Source organism: Streptomyces sp. NBC_01788 (assembly GCF_035917575.1).
In the GTDB taxonomy this organism is placed as follows: Bacteria; Actinomycetota; Actinomycetes; order Streptomycetales; family Streptomycetaceae; genus Streptomyces.
In genome coordinates this window covers 7,355,942-7,371,503 of sequence record NZ_CP109090.1, presented here as the reverse complement: position 1 = coordinate 7,371,503, position 15,562 = coordinate 7,355,942, and the positions used below count along the sequence as shown (strand labels likewise).

General features: G+C 70.2%; 19 protein-coding genes and 3 pseudogenes. 10 read left to right on the top strand and 12 right to left on the bottom strand.

What is annotated here, in order from left to right:
* Positions 1–327: 327 nt before the first annotated feature.
* A pseudogene (locus tag OIE49_RS32765) lies at positions 328–456 on the top strand (dienelactone hydrolase family protein); the annotation flags it as partial.
* A gap of 143 nt (positions 457–599) precedes the next feature.
* On the opposite strand, the gene OIE49_RS32760 reads toward OIE49_RS32765, so the two are convergent.
* Entirely contained in the window at positions 600–920 is a 321-nt protein-coding gene (locus OIE49_RS32760) for a hypothetical protein (RefSeq protein WP_326805447.1), read from the bottom strand.
* Here OIE49_RS32760 and OIE49_RS32755 point away from each other — a divergent pair.
* From OIE49_RS32755 to infA, 3 genes are all read left to right on the top strand, one after another.
* Entirely contained in the window at positions 904–1,173 is a 270-nt protein-coding gene (locus OIE49_RS32755; RefSeq protein WP_326805446.1) for a hypothetical protein, read from the top strand. The two genes, OIE49_RS32760 and OIE49_RS32755, sit on opposite strands and share 17 nt — an antisense overlap.
* Before the next feature lie 205 nt (positions 1,174–1,378).
* Positions 1,379–2,170, top strand: a complete 792-nt coding sequence (locus OIE49_RS32750; protein WP_326805445.1) for a GNAT family N-acetyltransferase — start codon at positions 1,379–1,381, stop codon at positions 2,168–2,170.
* Positions 2,167–2,391, top strand: coding sequence for a translation initiation factor IF-1 (gene infA, locus OIE49_RS32745; protein ID WP_010981942.1), 225 nt, complete (start codon positions 2,167–2,169; stop codon positions 2,389–2,391). Before OIE49_RS32750 ends, infA begins: the two co-directional genes overlap by 4 nt.
* A 96-nt stretch (positions 2,392–2,487) precedes the next feature.
* On the opposite strand, the pseudogene OIE49_RS32740 reads toward infA, so the two are convergent.
* Both OIE49_RS32740 and OIE49_RS32735 read right to left on the bottom strand, forming a co-directional pair.
* Positions 2,488–2,689: pseudogene (locus OIE49_RS32740) on the bottom strand (transposase); the annotation flags it as partial.
* Positions 2,690–2,703: 14 nt separating this feature from the next.
* Positions 2,704–3,114, bottom strand: a pseudogene (locus OIE49_RS32735) (helix-turn-helix transcriptional regulator); the annotation flags it as partial.
* A 3-nt stretch (positions 3,115–3,117) separates the two neighbouring features.
* Here OIE49_RS32735 and OIE49_RS37240 point away from each other — a divergent pair.
* The 4 genes from OIE49_RS37240 to OIE49_RS32720 all read left to right on the top strand — a co-directional run bounded on the left by OIE49_RS37240 (position 3,118) and on the right by OIE49_RS32720 (position 5,084).
* Complete coding sequence (locus OIE49_RS37240) at positions 3,118–3,285, top strand: LysR family transcriptional regulator (protein ID WP_401846055.1); 168 nt, start codon at positions 3,118–3,120, stop codon at positions 3,283–3,285.
* A 109-nt stretch (positions 3,286–3,394) separates the two neighbouring features.
* Positions 3,395–3,697, top strand: coding sequence for a hypothetical protein (locus tag OIE49_RS32730; RefSeq protein WP_326806392.1), 303 nt, complete (start codon positions 3,395–3,397; stop codon positions 3,695–3,697).
* Positions 3,698–3,736: 39 nt separating this feature from the next.
* Positions 3,737–4,150: a hypothetical protein gene (locus tag OIE49_RS32725; protein ID WP_326805444.1), complete on the top strand. Its 414-nt coding sequence runs from the start codon at positions 3,737–3,739 to the stop codon at positions 4,148–4,150.
* Between the two features lie 409 nt (positions 4,151–4,559).
* Positions 4,560–5,084, top strand: coding sequence for a DUF1697 domain-containing protein (locus OIE49_RS32720; protein ID WP_326805443.1), 525 nt, complete (start codon positions 4,560–4,562; stop codon positions 5,082–5,084).
* Positions 5,085–5,150: 66 nt separating this feature from the next.
* On the opposite strand, the gene OIE49_RS32715 is transcribed toward OIE49_RS32720, so the two are convergent.
* The 6 genes from OIE49_RS32715 to OIE49_RS32690 form a co-directional block, all read right to left on the bottom strand.
* Positions 5,151–6,395, bottom strand: a complete 1,245-nt coding sequence (locus tag OIE49_RS32715) for a cytochrome P450 (protein WP_159024922.1) — start codon at positions 6,393–6,395, stop codon at positions 5,151–5,153.
* A 36-nt stretch (positions 6,396–6,431) separates the two neighbouring features.
* Positions 6,432–7,907: a class I adenylate-forming enzyme family protein gene (locus OIE49_RS32710; protein WP_326805442.1), complete on the bottom strand. Its 1,476-nt coding sequence runs from the start codon at positions 7,905–7,907 to the stop codon at positions 6,432–6,434.
* A gap of 174 nt (positions 7,908–8,081) precedes the next feature.
* Positions 8,082–8,474, bottom strand: coding sequence for a VOC family protein (locus OIE49_RS32705; RefSeq protein WP_100570206.1), 393 nt, complete (start codon positions 8,472–8,474; stop codon positions 8,082–8,084).
* Positions 8,475–8,899: 425 nt separating this feature from the next.
* Complete coding sequence (locus OIE49_RS32700; RefSeq protein WP_326805441.1) at positions 8,900–10,087, bottom strand: NAD(P)/FAD-dependent oxidoreductase; 1,188 nt, start codon at positions 10,085–10,087, stop codon at positions 8,900–8,902.
* A gap of 126 nt (positions 10,088–10,213) precedes the next feature.
* Positions 10,214–10,732, bottom strand: a complete 519-nt coding sequence (locus OIE49_RS32695; RefSeq protein WP_326805440.1) for a TetR/AcrR family transcriptional regulator — start codon at positions 10,730–10,732, stop codon at positions 10,214–10,216.
* 241 nt (positions 10,733–10,973) lie between these two features.
* Entirely contained in the window at positions 10,974–11,270 is a 297-nt protein-coding gene (locus OIE49_RS32690; RefSeq protein ID WP_326805439.1) for a hypothetical protein, read from the bottom strand.
* Here OIE49_RS32690 and OIE49_RS32685 point away from each other — a divergent pair.
* Entirely contained in the window at positions 11,269–11,949 is a 681-nt protein-coding gene (locus OIE49_RS32685; protein ID WP_326805438.1) for a hypothetical protein, read from the top strand. The two genes, OIE49_RS32690 and OIE49_RS32685, sit on opposite strands and share 2 nt — an antisense overlap.
* Before the next feature lie 61 nt (positions 11,950–12,010).
* On the opposite strand, the gene OIE49_RS32680 is transcribed toward OIE49_RS32685, so the two are convergent.
* A complete protein-coding gene (locus tag OIE49_RS32680) occupies positions 12,011–13,477 on the bottom strand; it encodes a class I adenylate-forming enzyme family protein (protein ID WP_326805437.1) in 1,467 nt (488 codons plus the stop codon).
* Between the two features lie 158 nt (positions 13,478–13,635).
* On the opposite strand from OIE49_RS32680, the gene OIE49_RS32675 reads away from it, so the two are divergent.
* A complete protein-coding gene (locus OIE49_RS32675; protein ID WP_326805436.1) occupies positions 13,636–14,034 on the top strand; it encodes a DUF3224 domain-containing protein in 399 nt (132 codons plus the stop codon).
* Between the two features lie 50 nt (positions 14,035–14,084).
* On the opposite strand, the gene OIE49_RS32670 is transcribed toward OIE49_RS32675, so the two are convergent.
* Both OIE49_RS32670 and OIE49_RS32665 read right to left on the bottom strand, forming a co-directional pair.
* Complete coding sequence (locus OIE49_RS32670; RefSeq protein WP_326805435.1) at positions 14,085–14,804, bottom strand: PIG-L deacetylase family protein; 720 nt, start codon at positions 14,802–14,804, stop codon at positions 14,085–14,087.
* On the bottom strand, positions 14,801–15,562 hold the full coding sequence (locus tag OIE49_RS32665; RefSeq protein WP_326805434.1) for a thioesterase II family protein: 762 nt from the start codon (positions 15,560–15,562) through the stop codon (positions 14,801–14,803). Before OIE49_RS32665 ends, OIE49_RS32670 begins: the two co-directional genes overlap by 4 nt.

Genomic DNA, 15,562 nt, shown 5'->3' with positions numbered 1-15,562 from the left:
ACGTCGTGTCGACCCTCCAACGCATGGCTGCCACGATCGTCCCCGAGGACGTCCTCCTCAGGCGTCCGCCGCGTGTGCTGGGCGCGCGGCAGGGCCGGGGAACCTCCCAGGCCTACCCGCAGTCGATCTCCTGCTACGTGCCCAGCTACACCCCGCCTGGCCGCCCAACGGCCCACCGCGCCCTGATCGACGCGGCCCGCGCGGCAGGCACCCAGTGGAGGTCCGGCGCGGATAACCACGAAGCGGCCACTGAGTTGTGGAACGCCCTACGCTCGTCCTTCACGCCCCTGACCGGCGAAGGGCTGCCGGCGCTGGGCCGACTGGAGAGGTCTGCGGCGCAACGACATGGCACCCGAGGTCCTCGGCGAGCTCAACCAGGCCCTGGACGCCGCAGGTGTCAGCTACACCTCCGAGATCCACCCCGGCACCATCCACGGCTTCACCCTGGGCAACAGCTGAGTCTCCGGGCTCGGAACCAAACCTGAAGTACACGGCTCTGCACCTGCCGGCCAATGCCTCCTGGGGCCGCCCCCGCTGGCGCGGGGGCGGCCCGCCCGTTTCATGCGGCGGTGCCGAAGCCAGCTGCGGGCGGGTCCTGCTCACACAGCGGGTGAAGTCGACGTCGAATTTCGGGTCGTACGCCTCGGGCTGGATGGCGAGGGCGTCAGCCCCACCGCGCGGTGCGGCTTCAGCGACGGGATGCCCGTCTCCGGGGCGATGACCAGGCCCTCGTTGTCCGGGTACCCGGCGTCCGCCGCCGCGGCGGTGTCGTGGAGCTTGTCCTCCAGTTGCCGGCGGAAGAACCGCGCGTCGAACTCGGCGGTCTCACCCGGCTCGCACAGCCCGACCTCCACCAGGTAGTCGGCCAGCCGGAGGACCCGGCCGGCCCCGACGGCGGCCGGAGTGCCTCCTCGCGACAAGGCGTACGACTCGAAGGCTGTGCGCGGTGAGCTGCGACGCCGCCGCACCCAGGCGATGATCTCCCGCAAGGGTTCCCCGAACATCAAGGGCCTGGGCAAGCTCCGCTACGTCGTCGAGCAGACCTTCGTGCTGCTCCACCAGTTCAAACGCCTCGCGGTCCGCTGGGAACGACGTATCGAACTCCACGGCGCCTTCGTCTCGTTGGCTTGCAGCCTCATCTGCTGGAGACGCCTCACAAGGGTCGGATCATGATCGCATCACGCGCTCATGGGAAAGGGTTTGAGCGAGGCGGCGCCCCGCTGCTACGGTCCTGGTGGACCGTGAAGTCGTCGTATGGAGGTGAGACCCGTGAACACAGTTACCCATGGGTGCTCCCTCAACCCGTCACGGTCCGGCGGCTGACGTTCGGTGTCGCCAGGAGCGCCTGAGATCGAGGCACTCCTGGAAGGAGACTCCGATGAACACGAAGCCTTTCACATCTGGCCTGAGCGACAACGCGGTGATGATCACGCGCGTCGCGGACAGGCAATGGCATGCACTGGATGACGACCTGGTGGTCGGCCGCGGGCATGCGGAGCACCGGCCCGACGGACGCTTGTTCGTCAGCATCGACGCCTGGCACGACGCCACCTTCGACCGGCTCGCCGAGGCGATGCTGGCGAAACTGCCGGCGCCGCTGTACACGGTGGTCGACGAAGCCGACGTCGAGCTGACGGCCGGCTGGCGGCGTGCCGGTTTCACGATCCGGCGCCGCGAGTGGGAGTACGTCGTGCCGACCGACCCGCAGGTCACAGGGCTCGAAGCAGTCCTGCCGCCTTCGGGCGTGACGATCGTGCCCGCCGGTCAGGCGGACGAGAGTCGGTTGAGGGCGGTGGACCGCGCGATCCGTGACGAAGTAGAGGCGACCGTCGGGTGGCAGTCGATGCCCGCGGAGGTAATTCCCCTCCCCCAAGGCGACACCATCGTCGACGCGTCGAAGTACGCGGTGGCCTCGGCGCCGGACCGCTACCTGGGTCTGATCCGGGTGGTGACGGTGAACCGGCCGCGCGTCGGGCTGGTCGCGGTCCGGGCCGGCGAGCAGCGCCGCGGCATCGCGCGGGCGCTGCTCGCCCACGCGCTGGGGACGCTGCACCGCTCCGGGTTCGCCACGGCCTGGGCCGAAGTCCAGGAGTCCAACCAAGCAGCCTCGGCGCTGTTCGAGGGCATCGGCGCCCGGCCGATGAGCAGCAACCTGGAGCTGGTGCGATGACGAAGAACAAGAACGTCATCGAAGTCGAGGGCAAGGTCGTCGAGTGCCTGCGCAGCGCCATGTTCACCGTGGAGCTCGAGAACGGCCACCAGGTGCTCGCGCACATCAGCGGGAAGATCCGCAAGAACTACATCAAGATCATGTTGGAAGACCGGGTGCTGGTGGAGCTCCCACCGTACGACCTGACGCGCGGCCGGATCGTGTTCCGGTACCGGAACTAGCGGCGGTCGGCGCCTTCCGCGGTAGCTGATCCTGGGGCCCCGGTCACGGCGTTTCCGTGACCGGGGCCCCGACGTCGGCTCGCCCGGCCGCGGCGGCCACCGTTCCAGCCGCCGCCAGCAGGTCTGGCCCGAGCCGAACCCCAGTTCCAGGGGCAGGAGTTGTCAAGATGTCGTTGTGCAGCACGTGCAGGATGCCCTGCAGGCACAGCTGGTCCGGCACCGGCCGCGGGCCGGGAGCCTTCTCGGGCCAGAGCGGCAGCAGCGGCTCGATCAGCGCCCACAGGTCATCGTCCACCATCCACGGCCGGGTAGTGACGCTGGAATCTGCGCGCGCACCATGTCGGCCGACGCGTGCACGAGGAAGCACGCCTGGTGCGGGTAGACCCGGCTCGCCACACCCTCCTGCACGTACGTCGCCGCGTCGGGCGCCGCGCGCAGGCAAAAGCGCCAGGTCCGTGCGGACGCGTCGGTCAACCGGTCGACACGGAAGCTGCGCCAGTCGTCGCGATCGAGGTCGTAGGCGAGGAGGTACCAGCGCCGGTCGGAGGCGACAAGGCGGTAGGGCTCGACCCGCCGCCGTCGCACCTCGCTCCCGGACGGATAGTCGAAGCTGGCCTCGACCTCGTCGCGGCAGGCTCTGGCCAGCGTCATGAGCACCTCGGGGTCGACCGGCATGCGGCCTCCGCCAAAGGACTCCACCGAGCCGAGGCAGCCCGAGACCTCGGCATCCACCGGTCCGCTCTGGTCACCCGGATCAACCGCCTCGAAGCGGACCTCGGACAGCCCCTCTTCGAGCGAGCAGAGCGCGGCAGGGCTATGAAGCTGACCCGATTCGGGAAACGCGTTGCCGCAGCTGCCCAGCAGATCACGGCTGAGGAAATGACACGGCGGTGAGGTGGAACAGCTCGGCCAAGCCGTGAGGCAGCCGGAAGGCACCAGGTCACAGCGGCGAGACAGCCATGGCAGCAGCCGGCACCGTCATCATCGACCGGTGACTACATGGATGCGCTGCTACTGGGACGAGGAAGACACCTGGTTCTACTTCGAGGTGGACGCCGAAGGCTGGGTGATCCGGCAGGTCGAACTCGAAGGGCCTGAGCTGATCCCGATCGCAGCTGCATCTCTCACCGAGTGGCAGCGGGCCTACGACGCAGGCCGCCTCGATGAGTACGACAGCAGGTTCGGGATCACAGCCGAGACGCCCGTCTCGGAATGGGAAGGCCACGGCCCCGAACAACTCACCTTCGAGGAGTTCGAGGAAGTCTGGGGGTCTGCCCGTCGCCAGATTGCATCCCGGCCCAGCTGACCTCTCGGCCTCGTGGAGACTTCTTGGCATCATCGCGACATGCCCCCGACTCTTCCCCGCACTGTCCGAGCCGTCGACACCGCTCATCTCCTCGAGCTGGCCCAGGAGGCCGCCATGCATGGCTTCAGCCAGCGTCTCCCGGTCGACGGGCTCCGAGAGCACCTCGCCGCGGATGCGACGCACTACCTGTTCCCGACGCTCGTGCAGCGGCTGAGGCACCGTCCTGAGGTGCCGCTGCAATGGAGGTGCCAGCAACTGCTGACCGTCAGGACCGGCGAACAGATCTGGGGCCTGCTCGACGTCCTTCCCGACACCTTTGACAAGATCCCGGAGACCTTGGACACGGCGTCCAAGAAGGACATCGTCAGCCGCATAGAGCATGCCGTGACCGTGCGTGAGTGGGCGGAGTGGAGGGCTGCTGATACCGGTCCTGAAGAGATGCCACGACCCTGAGATATGGGGCAACCGGCCAGGTCCGACAACAGCGTCGTGATCTCCACACCTTCCAGGATCTCCGCGACGCCATCGAGAGCATCAACGAATGGATCCAGACGAAGGGCGGGCGGTTCCCGGACGGGAGACCTGATCAGCCCAGTTGCTGTTTGCGCGCCTGCGCACGGCGGCCGACCGGCGCTGCCGCGCACGCTCCGCCGACGGTCGCCGGCTCCCCGCTGCCATACCGCTACTCCCCACCCCGTGCGCCTCCCGCCCCGCTCCGCCGGTGACCCTACTGAGCGGGAAGGAGCCCTGAAGTGCCTTTGACACCGGCGGCCCTGTGGCTCCGTGGCGTGCAGTGTCTTCCCTGTAAAGCGGCGCAACACGGCTCGGGGTTGCCGGTCGGAACTCCGGACCGCGTCCCAGCATGACGAAGTACGTCGTACTGCTGCGCGGCGTCAGCGTCGGCGGCCGCGCCAAGATCGCGATGAAGGATCTCCGCGAGCTGTTCGGCGAGATGGGGTTCGACGAGGTCCAGACGTACCTGCAGAGCGGGAACGTGGTGCTCGCCGACCCTGCGGGTGACGCGCCCGGCGAACTGCGGGAGCGGATCGAGAAGCGCCTCTCCGACGGACTGGGCGTGCCGGCCGGCGTGCTGCTGCGCACCGGCGAGTCGCTGGCCCGGACGGTCGCCGCCAACCCGTACCTGGACCGCGAGGACGATCCGACCAAACTGCACGTCACCTTCCTCGCCGAGCGGGCGGCCGCCCTGCAGACACCTGCCGCAGAGACTACCGAGTTCACCCTGGTCGGCGACGAGATCCACCTGCACGTGCCAGGCGGCTACGGGCGGACCAAGCTGAACAACACGTTCATCGAGCGCCGGCTCGGCATCGCCGCCACCACCCGCAACTGGAAGTCCGTCAACGCCCTGCACGAGATGGCGTCCTGATGGGCGCAGTGGGAAACGGCGCGGTTCCGGCTCGGCGTCACCATGGAGGATTGATCCGCCGGAGGGTCAGCCCAGCAGGTTGATCGGGACGCTGTCGAAGCCCCGGTTGCCGAGGCCCGGGTGGCGCACCGCCGGAGCAGCGGGCTCCACCTTCGGGAAGCGGGCCAGCAGCCGGCCGAACACCACCTCGGCCTGCAGGCGTGCCAAGTGCGCGCCCAGACAGTGGTGGATGCCGGCCGCGAAGGAGAGGTGGCCGTTCTCCTTGCGTGCGACGTCGAAGGCGTCCGGGTCGTCGAAACGCTCCGGGTCGTGGTTGGCGGCGCCGAGCATCATCATCACGCCCTGGCCGGGCCTGAGTTCGGTGCCCGCGAAGCTGTGCGGCTCCAGCACGGTGAACACGTCGAACTGGGACGGCGAGTCGAAGCGCAGCATCTCCTCGACCGCCGAGGGCAGCAGTCCGGGGTCCTCGGTGAGGCGCCGCCGGGACTCGGGGAAGCGGAACAGCGCGTCCAGTCCGTTGCCGATCAGGTTGGCGGTGGGCGTGTTGCCCGCGCCGAACAGCAGCAGCGCGGTGGCGATCATCTCGGTCCGGTCCAGCGCGTCGGCCGAGGTGCTCGCGAGCCGGCTGAGCAGGTCATCCTGCGGGCGCTGCCGCTTCTCGGCGATGAGGCCGCCGAGGTAGGAGGCGAGGTGCGCCTGGGCGGCGACGCCGCGGTTGATCTCCGCGGGGCCGGAGGCCGGTTCCATCAGCAGGCCCAGCTCGTGGATGACCGGGACCAGTTCGGCCCGGTCGGCCTCCGGGATGCCGAGCAGGTCGCCGATGGTGCTGACCGGCAGCGGCATCGCCAGTTCGGTCATCAGGTCGGCGCCGGGCCGCGCGGCCAGCCGGTCGAGAAGGCCGTCGACGCGCCGGGTGACGCCGTCGCGCAGCGCCTCCACGTGCCGGCCGGTGAAGGCGGAGCTGACGATCCGTCGTAGCCGGGTGTGCTGCGGCGGGTTGGTGAGGATCATGCTGTGCTGCATCAGCTCCATGACGCCGCGCAGGTCGTCCTTGGAGACGTCCTTGAGCTGGAGCTTCAGCCACTCGTCGCCCTTGCCGAGCGAGCGGTTGCGCAGCGCGGCGTTGCAGTCGACGTGCCGGCTGAGCACCAGGGTGCCGTCGCCGGTGAGCAGCGCGGGCGCTGCGTTGCGCAGCTGGTGGTAGAGGGGGTAGGGGTCCTCCACCGGCTGCATCATGATCGCGTAGAAGAGCTGTTCGGCTTCGGAGTCGGCGCGAGCGACGACGGGCTCCGCGGGGGGCCTGCCGGGCATGAGTTCTCCCTTCACTGTTCGGAGGATGACGGATGGTCAGTTACTGGCGAGCTGTGCGCGCAGCTGGTGCTTGAGCACCTTCCCCATCACGCCGCGGGGCAGGGCGTCGACGAGCTGGAAGCGGGTCGGGATCTGGTGCGGCTCGAGCCGCTCGGCGAGCGCCGCCCGGACGGCGGGCAGGTCGTCGTCGGCGAGCACCAGGACGGCAGCCAGTTCGACCCGGTCGGTGCCGGCCACCGGTACGCCCAGCACGGCGGCCTGCTCGACGCCGGGGCACTCGTACAGCGCTGCCTCGGTGTAGATGGTGGAGACCAGCTTGCCGTCGACGGTGACGGCGTCGGCGGCCCGGTCGAACAGGTGGAGTTCGCCCTCGGCGTCCAGGTAGCCGAGGTCGCGGGTGCGGGTCCAGTCGTCGGTGAGCTGCTCGTCGCGCTCGGTGCCCTCCAGGAAGAGGCGCTTGGGTGCGCCGCAGCGCAGCCAGATCTCGCCGATCTCACCGGTGACGACGGGGTTGCCGTCGGCGTCGGCAACCAGCAGTTCGGAGCCCTCGCCGGGGCGGCCGACGCAGAACGGCCGGGACACGTCGAAAGTGGCGGCGATCACCGCGGGCACCGCCTCGCGTGCCGCGTACACCGAGGTGACCTGGGCGTTGGGCATCATCCGCTTCAGCGCGGAGGCGATGGCCGGCGGCAGCGGGGCGGAGGCGGTGGCCAGCGTCTCGACGCAGGACAGGTCGTGGGTCTCGTGGATCTTCCCGGCGACCATCTGGATGCCGATCCACGGGGTGAACATCACCGAGACGATCTGGTACTGCTCGATGAGTTCGCCCATGCGGTTGACGTCGTTGACCGGGCAGAGCACCAGGGTCGCCGGGTTGGTCAGCGCGATGGCCATGGTGGTGGCGCTGGAGGTGGTGCCGAGCGGGATCGGGGCGAGCAGCGGCTTCGGCTTGCCGAGCTGCTTGAAGCCCTCGGGGCCGCGGCCGAAGGTCAGGTTGCCGTGCGGGGTGGCGATCGCCTTGGCCGGTCCGGTGGTGCCGGAGGTGTAGAGGATGTCGGCCAGGTCGTCGGGCCTCAGCTCGACCTTGACGGGCGTGGAGTCGCCGCTGTCGATCTCGTCGACGGTGGCGGCCCAGCCCTCGAAGCCCTCGGGCACCGCGACGTCATGGCCGCGGACCAGGCCGGTGACCTGGCACTGGGCGATCCGGCGGTTGAACTCGGCGGCGGAGATGTCCCTGTGCATGTGCACCGCGGTGGCACCGGCGTTGACGATGCCGAGGTAGGCGATCGCGTAGTCGATCCAGTCGAGGCCGCCGAACAGCAGGGCGATCCGCTCGCCGCGGGTGGTGCCCCGGTTGAGCAGGCCACGCGCGACAGCGTTGGCCCTCTTGTACCACTCGCCGTAGCTGAGTGTCCGTTCGCCGTTGATGTTCACGACGATCTGGTCGGGATGGTTCTCGGCGCGCAGCCGGAGCAGGTCGGGAACAACCAGCGCGGGTGTGGCGACGGACATGTGCATACCCCCAAGACCCTGGGATTGTCGGCGGGCCGACGCTACCCAGCGGGCCCGGCTGCCCGACGCACAGGATTGAGCAGCTGAGGGAATCGGTGGATCCGGCGGTGCGGTGGTTCGGGGAACGCCGACACGGGCCCGCCGCGGCTGCGGCGGGCCCGTGGGCCGGGCGGGTCAGCCCTGGCTGATGCAGAACGGGTGGCCGGCCGGGTCCAGGAAGACCCGCCAGCGCTCGCCGCCGGGCTGGGTCTCCGGCTTGGCGGCGCCGAGCTCCAGCACCCACTTCTCGGCGGCGTCCAGGTCCTCGGCGGAGAAGTCGAGGTGGAACTGCTGCGGAACGCTCTGGCCGGGCCACTGCGGAGCCTGGTAGTCGGCGACCTTCTGGAACCCCATGGCCGGGCCTCCGTTGCCGTCGAGGCCGGCAAAGTCGTCGGACTTGTACGAGATCTTCAGACCGGTGAGCTCCGAGTAGAACTCGGCCAGCTCGGTCGGGTGGGAACAGTCGAGAGTGACACCGTAGTACTTGGTCAGCGCGGGCACGCCGTAACTCCTTCGGGGCGGGTACATGGATTCGGAGGTGGCCGAAAAACAGCGCACGACATCCGTCGGCTCGGGTCGAGAACCGGCAAGCCGATAATGACAGTATTTCAGAACTGCCGTGGCCACAAAGGGCAATGTGCGAGACCATCTATTCTCGAGTCAAAGGCTACTCGGTGTGGTTCACTGCTGGGGCGACTCAGGACCTGGGGGTCCTCTCATTCGACTCGGCCGAAGCGTTCGAGGCTTGGCTCGCCGAAAACCACGCGTGCTCTCGCGGCATCTGGCTCGACTTGTGCAAGAAGGGCCCGGGAATCGCGGAGCCTCCGGTCCTGTGAACGGCTTGTCCTGGTCGGCTGCCAGTTCTACCGGGGCTCCGCTCCTCACGTCCGACGAAAGCGCACCTCAAGGCCCTCTGGACAACCCCACCCGAGCCGTGACTTCACGGCCTTGCACTAGCCCTGCAGCAGGGCCAGCAGTTCGGGGGTGTAGAGCTCGGAGACCGGGCGCACCCCGGCCACCGTGTCGAAGTACCGCTGGGTGAGGTCCTCGCTGGTGCCGACCGCCCGCAGCAGCGCCAGGCGCTTCTCGCGGGCGTCGGCCTGGGCGACCAGCAAAGTGCCCTGGTACGGGGGCGTCAACTGCTGGACCACTTCGGTGCCGTAGGCCTCCATGGCGGCGGTCAGCCGGGCCTCGTCGTGCAGGCCCTCGGCGATCGCGCCGACCAGCAGCTCGGCCTGCAGGAAGGCGTCGCCGATGCCGCGCGCGGTGATCGAGTCCTTGTGGTGGGCCGCGTCGCCGACCAGCGCCCAGCCGGGGCCCGACATCTCCCGGAAGTAGTTGCGCTGGTCGCCGGTGCCGCGCAGCCGGTCGGTCTGCTCGGCCCGCTCCATCTGCGCGAACAGAGCGGGGGCGTTGACCTTGACGCCCTCCCGGTAGGCGGCGAAGGCGTCGGTGCGGACCTCCTCGAAGCGGTCCTGCGGGAAGTACGCGGAGATCAGCACCGCGTCGTTGGTGGGGACGGCGGAGACCCAGCCGCGTTCGCCCTCGTACAGCTCGAAGTCGGTCTTCGGGCCGTCCCAGAAGGTGTAGTAGGCGCAGGTCAGCCGCGGATGTTCGACGGTGGTGCGGGCGCCGACCAGCTCGGCGACGGTGGAGCGCATGCCGTCCGCGCCGACCACCAGCCGGGCGCGTTCGACGGTGGGCCGACCGCCGGGGGTGGTGCAGCGCACGCCCACCACCCGGCCGTCCTCGACCAGCAGCTCGTTCACGCCGCAGTGGTCGCGGAACTCGACGCCGGCGGCCACCGCGCCCTCGACCAGGATCGCGTCCAGCAGGTGGCGGCGGGGGGCGTACGAGGCGTGCACCGTGCCGTTCGGGCTGGCGCAGCCGGCCAGGCGGACGTCCTCGATCTCGTAGACGGTCCGGCCGAGCGGCGGGCAGCCAGTGGCTTTGACGGCGGCCAGCAGGCCCCAGCGCTCCAGGCGGGACACGCCGGGCTGCTGAATGTACAGCGTGGAGAGGGTGTCGGTGCGGAACGCCGCCCGGTCGAGCAGCAGGACCCGGTAGCCCTGCCGGGCGAAGAGCATGGCAGTCGGCCCGCCCGCGCACCGCGCGCCCACCACGATCACGTCCCACTCCACGACGAGCCACCTCCCGCACCGGTCCGGGCGCGCGCGGTCTGCGCTGCGCCCACTGCGGGTCCGACCGTACGCAGCCCGGGAGTTCGGGGCCGCCCACTTTTGAGCGTGCCCCGCGGCGACCGGTGGCTACGGGCGGATCAGCGGCAGGATCAGGTCGTCGACCACGGAGACCAGCAGTTCGTCGGGGACCGGCGAGGGGTCACTCAGGAAGCGCTGGACCATCATGGCCGGGCCGATGCCGACCACCAGCGGGCTGATCGAGCCCTCGCGGACCTCGCCGCGTTCGGCGCCGCGTTCCAGGATCCGCCAGAACACGTCCTGGCGGGGGGCGACCACCCGGTCGATGACGATGCCGATGAACGGCCGGTCCCGGTCGATCTCGGCGAGCAGACTCTGCACGGCGCGGCCGACCGGGGAGTTGAGCACCGTGGCCTTCTCGCGCATGAGCTCGATCAGGTCCTCGCGGACGCTGTCGCCCTCGGGGAGCTCGTCGGGTGACGGCAGCGTGTTGTCGAGGGCGTCGACCACCAGCTCGGCCTTGTTGGACCAGCGCCGGTAGATCGTGGCCTTGCCGGTGTGCGCGGTGGCGGCGACCGAGTCCATGGTCAGGCCCGCGTAGCCGACGTGGGCCAGCTGTTCGATCACGGCGTCGAAGATGGCTTGCTCGAGGGCCTTCCCCCGGCGCCGAATCCGCGTACCGGCGGCCCCGGGTGACGGAGCGTCAGCTGTCATGGCATCCCCCATCCGAGCGACAAGTGAACTCTTGCGTTCCCAATTTGTTGCACGGTAGGGTCCCAGCATAGGGAACTGCGTAGTACCTTATTGAAGATCGAGGGTGCCGATGACCGAGCTGGACACTTCCCCGCGGACGGCCTCGGCACCAAGGTCAGGCCACCTCAGCGGCATGGCTCTTGCTGTGATCGCCGTCGCGCAGCTCATGGTGGTGCTCGATGCGACCATCGTGAACGTCGCCCTGCCGCGGGTCCAGAGCGCCGTCGGGTTTTCCACCGGCCTGCCGGCCGGCGGTGTGCTGACCCAGTACCTGAGCCGGCGCTGGGTGTTCTTCGTCAACGTGCCGATGGCTGCGGCGCTGGTGCTGCCGGCCGCGCTGCTCCTCGCCCGGCCCCCGCGCCGACAGGCCAGGTTCGATCTGCCGGAGCGTGGTCGCCTCCGCGGCCGGCATGGCCGGCCCGGTCTACGGCTTCATCCGGGTCTCCCAGCACGGCCGGAGCGACAGCTGGGCGATCGGCTCCTTCGTGGGCGGCCTGGTGCTGCCGGCGGCCTTCGTGCCGGTCGAGCACAGCGCCGTCAACCCGATCACCCCGCTGCGGATGTTCACCAGCCGCGACCGGGCCGCCATCCACGTGGTGGCACCGGCCCTCACCGGCGCGCCGGCCGGCCTGTTCTTCTTCCTCACGGTCTTCACGCAGAACGTGCTGCACCACAGCCCGGTCCAGGCCGGTCTCGCCTTCCTGCCGGTCAGCCCGACCATCATGGTGACCGTCGGTGTGACCTCCAAGCCGATGGCCGGCCTGGGCCAGAAGATCCCGCCCGCGGCGGGCGTGGCGCTGCTCGGCGTCTCCGACCCGGCCGAGCGCGGCGCCGCCTCCGGCGTGCTCAACGCGATGCGACGGTTGGGCAGTTCGCTCGGCCTGTCCATCCTGGTCACGGTGTACGGCACGGCCACCCGCAACGCGAGCGGCGACCCGGCACACGTGCTGACCTCCGGCGTGTCGACGGCCTTCGGCACCGCCGCACCCCTCGCCCTGGGCGCGCTGATTGTCGCGGGTGTACTGATCCGCAACCCCGGGATGCCGGCCGCGCCCAGGGCGGACCTCGACGGGTCCGACCCCGCGGCCTGATCGGGGACGTCCCTCCGCTGCGATGAGCGGAACCGGAGCGGGACTCGGGGTGTCCGGCCGGCTACCGGTCGGCGAGTTCCTGGCGCAGGATCCGCTTGAGCACCTTGCCGGTGATGCCGCGCGGCAGCGACTCCCGCGCCTCGACCAGGACGGGCAGCTGGTGCGGCTCGAGCAGTTCGGCGAGGAAGGCGGGCAGTTCGCCGGCGGCCGCCGGGTCCTCCAGCACCACCACCGCGGCCGGGCCCGAGCCCGCGGCGACCACCGCGGCCTCGCGGACCGCCGGGTGCTCGTACAGCGCCGCTTCGACGGCCACCGAGGAGACCCGCAGCCCGGCGCCGCTGTCGAGCACGTCGTTGCCGCGGTCGAACAGGTGCAGCCAGCCCTCCTCGTCGAGGTGGCCGAGGTCGCCGGTGCGGATCCAGCCGTCGATCCGCACCTCGGCGTCACGCTGGGCGTCCAGGTAGTGGCGGCCGGGCGCGGCGGAGTGCAACTGAATCTCGCCGACCTCGCCGAGCGGCAGTTCGGCGCCCAGAGCGTCGGCGATCCGGACCTCGGTGCCGCGGGCGGCCCGGCCGAGGGTGCTGGGGCGGGCCGGGTCGAAGGTGTTGACGACAACCGCGGGGACGGCCTCGGACTGCGAGTATGCGGTGTTCAGCTCCGAGGCGGGGAACAGCTTCAGCAGTCCGCGGCTGAGCGCGGGGGCCAGCGGGGCGGAGGCGATCGCCACCCGCTCGACGCAGCTGAGGTCGTAGCGTTCGCCGAGCCGGGCGGCCAGCATCCGCATCGCGATCCACGGGGTGATCATCACCGAGCCGATCCGGTGACGGCTGATCAGTTCGGCCATCCGCTCCACGTCGTCGACGGCGACCAGCACCAGCGCCGACGGCGAGGTGACCGCGATGATGGCCACCGTGGTGGCGCTGGAGGTGGTGCCCAGCGGCATCGGGGCGAGCAGCGGGGTCGGGTTCTCGAACTGCAGCAGGCCCTCGGGGCCGCGCCCGAAGGTGAGGTTGCCGTGCGGGTTGGTGAATGCCTTGGCCGGCCCGGTGGTGCCGGAGGTGTAGAGCACGTCGGCGATGTCCTCGGGGGCGAGCGGCACGTCGACCGGCGTCTCGTCACCGCTGTCCAGTTCGGCGAGCTCGGTGGTCCAGCCGGTGAAGCTCGCGGGCGGGCGCAGCAGGCTGCTGTGGATCAACCCGGGGACCTGGCACTCCGCCAGCCGGCGTTCGATCTCGCGTTCGCCGAGCCGGTCACTGAGGTGGACGGCGGTGGCGCCGACGCTGAGCACGGCGAGGTAGGCGACCGCGTATTCGGCCCAGTCCATGCCGCCGTACAGCAGGCCGATCCGGCGGCCCTTGGTGACGCCGGCGGCGAGCAGGCCGTGGGCGGTGCGGTCGACCCGGCGCTGCCAGTCGCCGTAGTTCAGTGCGTCGGTTCCGTCGATGTTGAATGCGATCCGGTCCGGATACCGTTCGGCCCGCCGGCGCAGCAGATCGGTGACTCGGACCACGGTGCTCGCTCGTTCCATGTCGGCTCCTCGACCGCAGGGCTGGAAATCTCACGCTACGAAGCCGCTATCGCCTTATCTGCTCAGAATTGCGCGACTGCCGGAGTGCCTTGCGGTATATCGTCGAGAGGTTGGCGAACCAGTACGCATTTTTTCGGACCGACCGGAGATCGCTGATCATGACTGAGATTGCTAATTCCGCGTGGGAGACGTCCTCCTGGGAAGAATCCCACTATCTCGAGCCCGTGGACGGTCCGCCGCTTATCCGCGCCGATGTGAAGCGCGTCTTCCACGGTGATGTGGAGGGCACCGGCGAGGCGGTCCTGCTGTGCTGCCGCCCGGACGAGAAATCGGCCGGATACGTCTCCACCGAGCACATCGTCGCCACTCTGGCGGGACGTTCCGGCACCTTCGTGGTCCAGCACGGCGCGTCGATGGGCGACGACCGGCCGCAGACCCTCGGCTTCGTGGTCCCGAACTCCGGCACCGGCGGCCTGACCGGCCTCACCGGCACCTGTGCCTTCGGCCACGACGAGGAGGGAAAGGCGTACTTCCGCCTGGAGTACCAGCTGCCGTGAGACGACGCCGTCCCCGCACCGGCAGCGGCCGGTCCGGGGACGTTCCGCGTTCAGCGCGCGATGATCTCCAGGGCCACCGCTGGTCGGCCGCCGAACCGCCGGCCGACCAGCTCGGCGAATGCCTTCATCGGCTCGACGACGCTGGTGACCGGCGGATTGAGGCCGCCCAGGTAGGCGCGGTGTGCCTCCAGCGAGGCGATGCCCGCCTCCAGATGGTCGGTGACGTCCACGGCGTGGGTGGGCTGCGGGGAGTTGGCCATCGCCACGTACGTGACGCCTCCCCAGGGCTCCAGGCCGAGGTCCTCGAAGATCCACCGGTTTCCGGCGTCGCCGATGGCGTCCAGTACGGCGTGCGCGGTGTGCCGGTGATCGGGGGTGTTCCACTTGCCGGTCGAGGTGGTCTCCCGGCCGTTGAAGCCGAGCACGAAGTCGGGTCGGTGGCGGCGGATCGCGGCGGCGATGTCCCGGCGCAGGCCGAGCCCGTACTCGATCTCGCCGTCGCGGTGGTCCATGAACTCGACCTCGGAGACGCCTACGATCTTGGCGCTGGCCCGCTGCTCGGCCTCGCGGACCACCGCGGACTCGGCCGGGGTGAGGCCGTCGATGCCGGCCTGGCCCCTCGTCACCAGCAGGTAGGAGACGCTCTTCCCGGCGGCCGTCCAGGCGGCGACGGCACTTGAGGTCCCGAACTCGATGTCGTCCGGGTGGGCGACCACGGCGAGGGCGCGGTTCCAGTCGTCGGGCAGGCTCTGCAGATCCTCAACGGTCATCGTGTCGCTCCTGCGGTTGGCAGCTGACGGTTCGTCGGTGCGGACGGCCGGAGGTCGAGGTCCGCCCGGATCTCGTCGAGCAGGCCGGCCGCATGGTCCTTGAGGTAGAAGTGGTCGCCGTCGAACTCGCGGACCCGGAACGCGCCCGCGGTGACCTGCGCCCAGGCCGCCAGCTCGTCCGTGTCGGCCTCCGGGTCGTCCCGCCCGACGAACGCCGAGATCGGGCAGTCCAGGCGGGGCGCGGGCAACGGCGTGTAGGTGTCGTTCAACTCGAAGTCGGCACGCAGCGTCGGCAGGAACAGCCTCACCAGTTCGGGCTGTTCCAGCACGTCGGACGGGGTGCCGTTGAGCCGGGCCACCTCAGCGAGGAAGGCCGCGTCGTCGAGCCGCGCGTAGGACACGCGGCGTGCGGGCAGGTGCGGGGCGCGGCGGGCCGAGACGAACAGCCGCACCGGGGCGGGCAGGCCGAGCGCCACGAACCGCCGGGCCAGCTCGTAGCAGACGGCGGCGCCCAGACTGTGCCCGAACAGGGCATAGGGCCGGTCGAGTTGAGGGCCGATCAGTTCGGCCAGCGGGCCGATCGCCTGTTCCATCGTCACGTACGGCAGCTCGCGGATCCGGCTCTCCCGACCGGGGAGCACCACCGGGCGGACCTCGATGTCGGGGGCGAGCGCGGCGCGCCAGGGGTGGAAGAACGCGCCGCCGCCGCCGGCGTGCGGCAGGCAGAACAGCCGGAGCTCCGCCTCGGTCCTGCTCAT

Coding starts and splice junctions, on each gene's coding strand:
- OIE49_RS32750 (WP_326805445.1), top strand. CDS start 1,379: ATGAACACGAAGCCTTTCACATCTGGCCTGAGCGACAACGCGGTGATG.
- infA (WP_010981942.1), top strand. CDS start 2,167: ATGACGAAGAACAAGAACGTCATCGAAGTCGAGGGCAAGGTCGTCGAG.
- OIE49_RS32730 (WP_326806392.1), top strand. CDS start 3,395: ATGCGCTGCTACTGGGACGAGGAAGACACCTGGTTCTACTTCGAGGTG.
- OIE49_RS32725 (WP_326805444.1), top strand. CDS start 3,737: ATGCCCCCGACTCTTCCCCGCACTGTCCGAGCCGTCGACACCGCTCAT.
- OIE49_RS32720 (WP_326805443.1), top strand. CDS start 4,560: ATGACGAAGTACGTCGTACTGCTGCGCGGCGTCAGCGTCGGCGGCCGC.
- OIE49_RS32715 (WP_159024922.1), bottom strand. CDS start 6,395: ATGCCCGGCAGGCCCCCCGCGGAGCCCGTCGTCGCTCGCGCCGACTCC.
- OIE49_RS32710 (WP_326805442.1), bottom strand. CDS start 7,907: ATGTCCGTCGCCACACCCGCGCTGGTTGTTCCCGACCTGCTCCGGCTG.
- OIE49_RS32705 (WP_100570206.1), bottom strand. CDS start 8,474: ATGTACCCGCCCCGAAGGAGTTACGGCGTGCCCGCGCTGACCAAGTAC.
- OIE49_RS32685 (WP_326805438.1), top strand. CDS start 11,269: ATGGCCGGCCCGGTCTACGGCTTCATCCGGGTCTCCCAGCACGGCCGG.
- OIE49_RS32690 (WP_326805439.1), bottom strand. CDS start 11,270: ATGCCGGCCGCGGAGGCGACCACGCTCCGGCAGATCGAACCTGGCCTG.
- OIE49_RS32680 (WP_326805437.1), bottom strand. CDS start 13,477: ATGGAACGAGCGAGCACCGTGGTCCGAGTCACCGATCTGCTGCGCCGG.
- OIE49_RS32675 (WP_326805436.1), top strand. CDS start 13,636: ATGACTGAGATTGCTAATTCCGCGTGGGAGACGTCCTCCTGGGAAGAA.
- OIE49_RS32670 (WP_326805435.1), bottom strand. CDS start 14,804: ATGACCGTTGAGGATCTGCAGAGCCTGCCCGACGACTGGAACCGCGCC.
- OIE49_RS32665 (WP_326805434.1), bottom strand. CDS start 15,562: ATGAGCAGGACCGAGGCGGAGCTCCGGCTGTTCTGCCTGCCGCACGCC.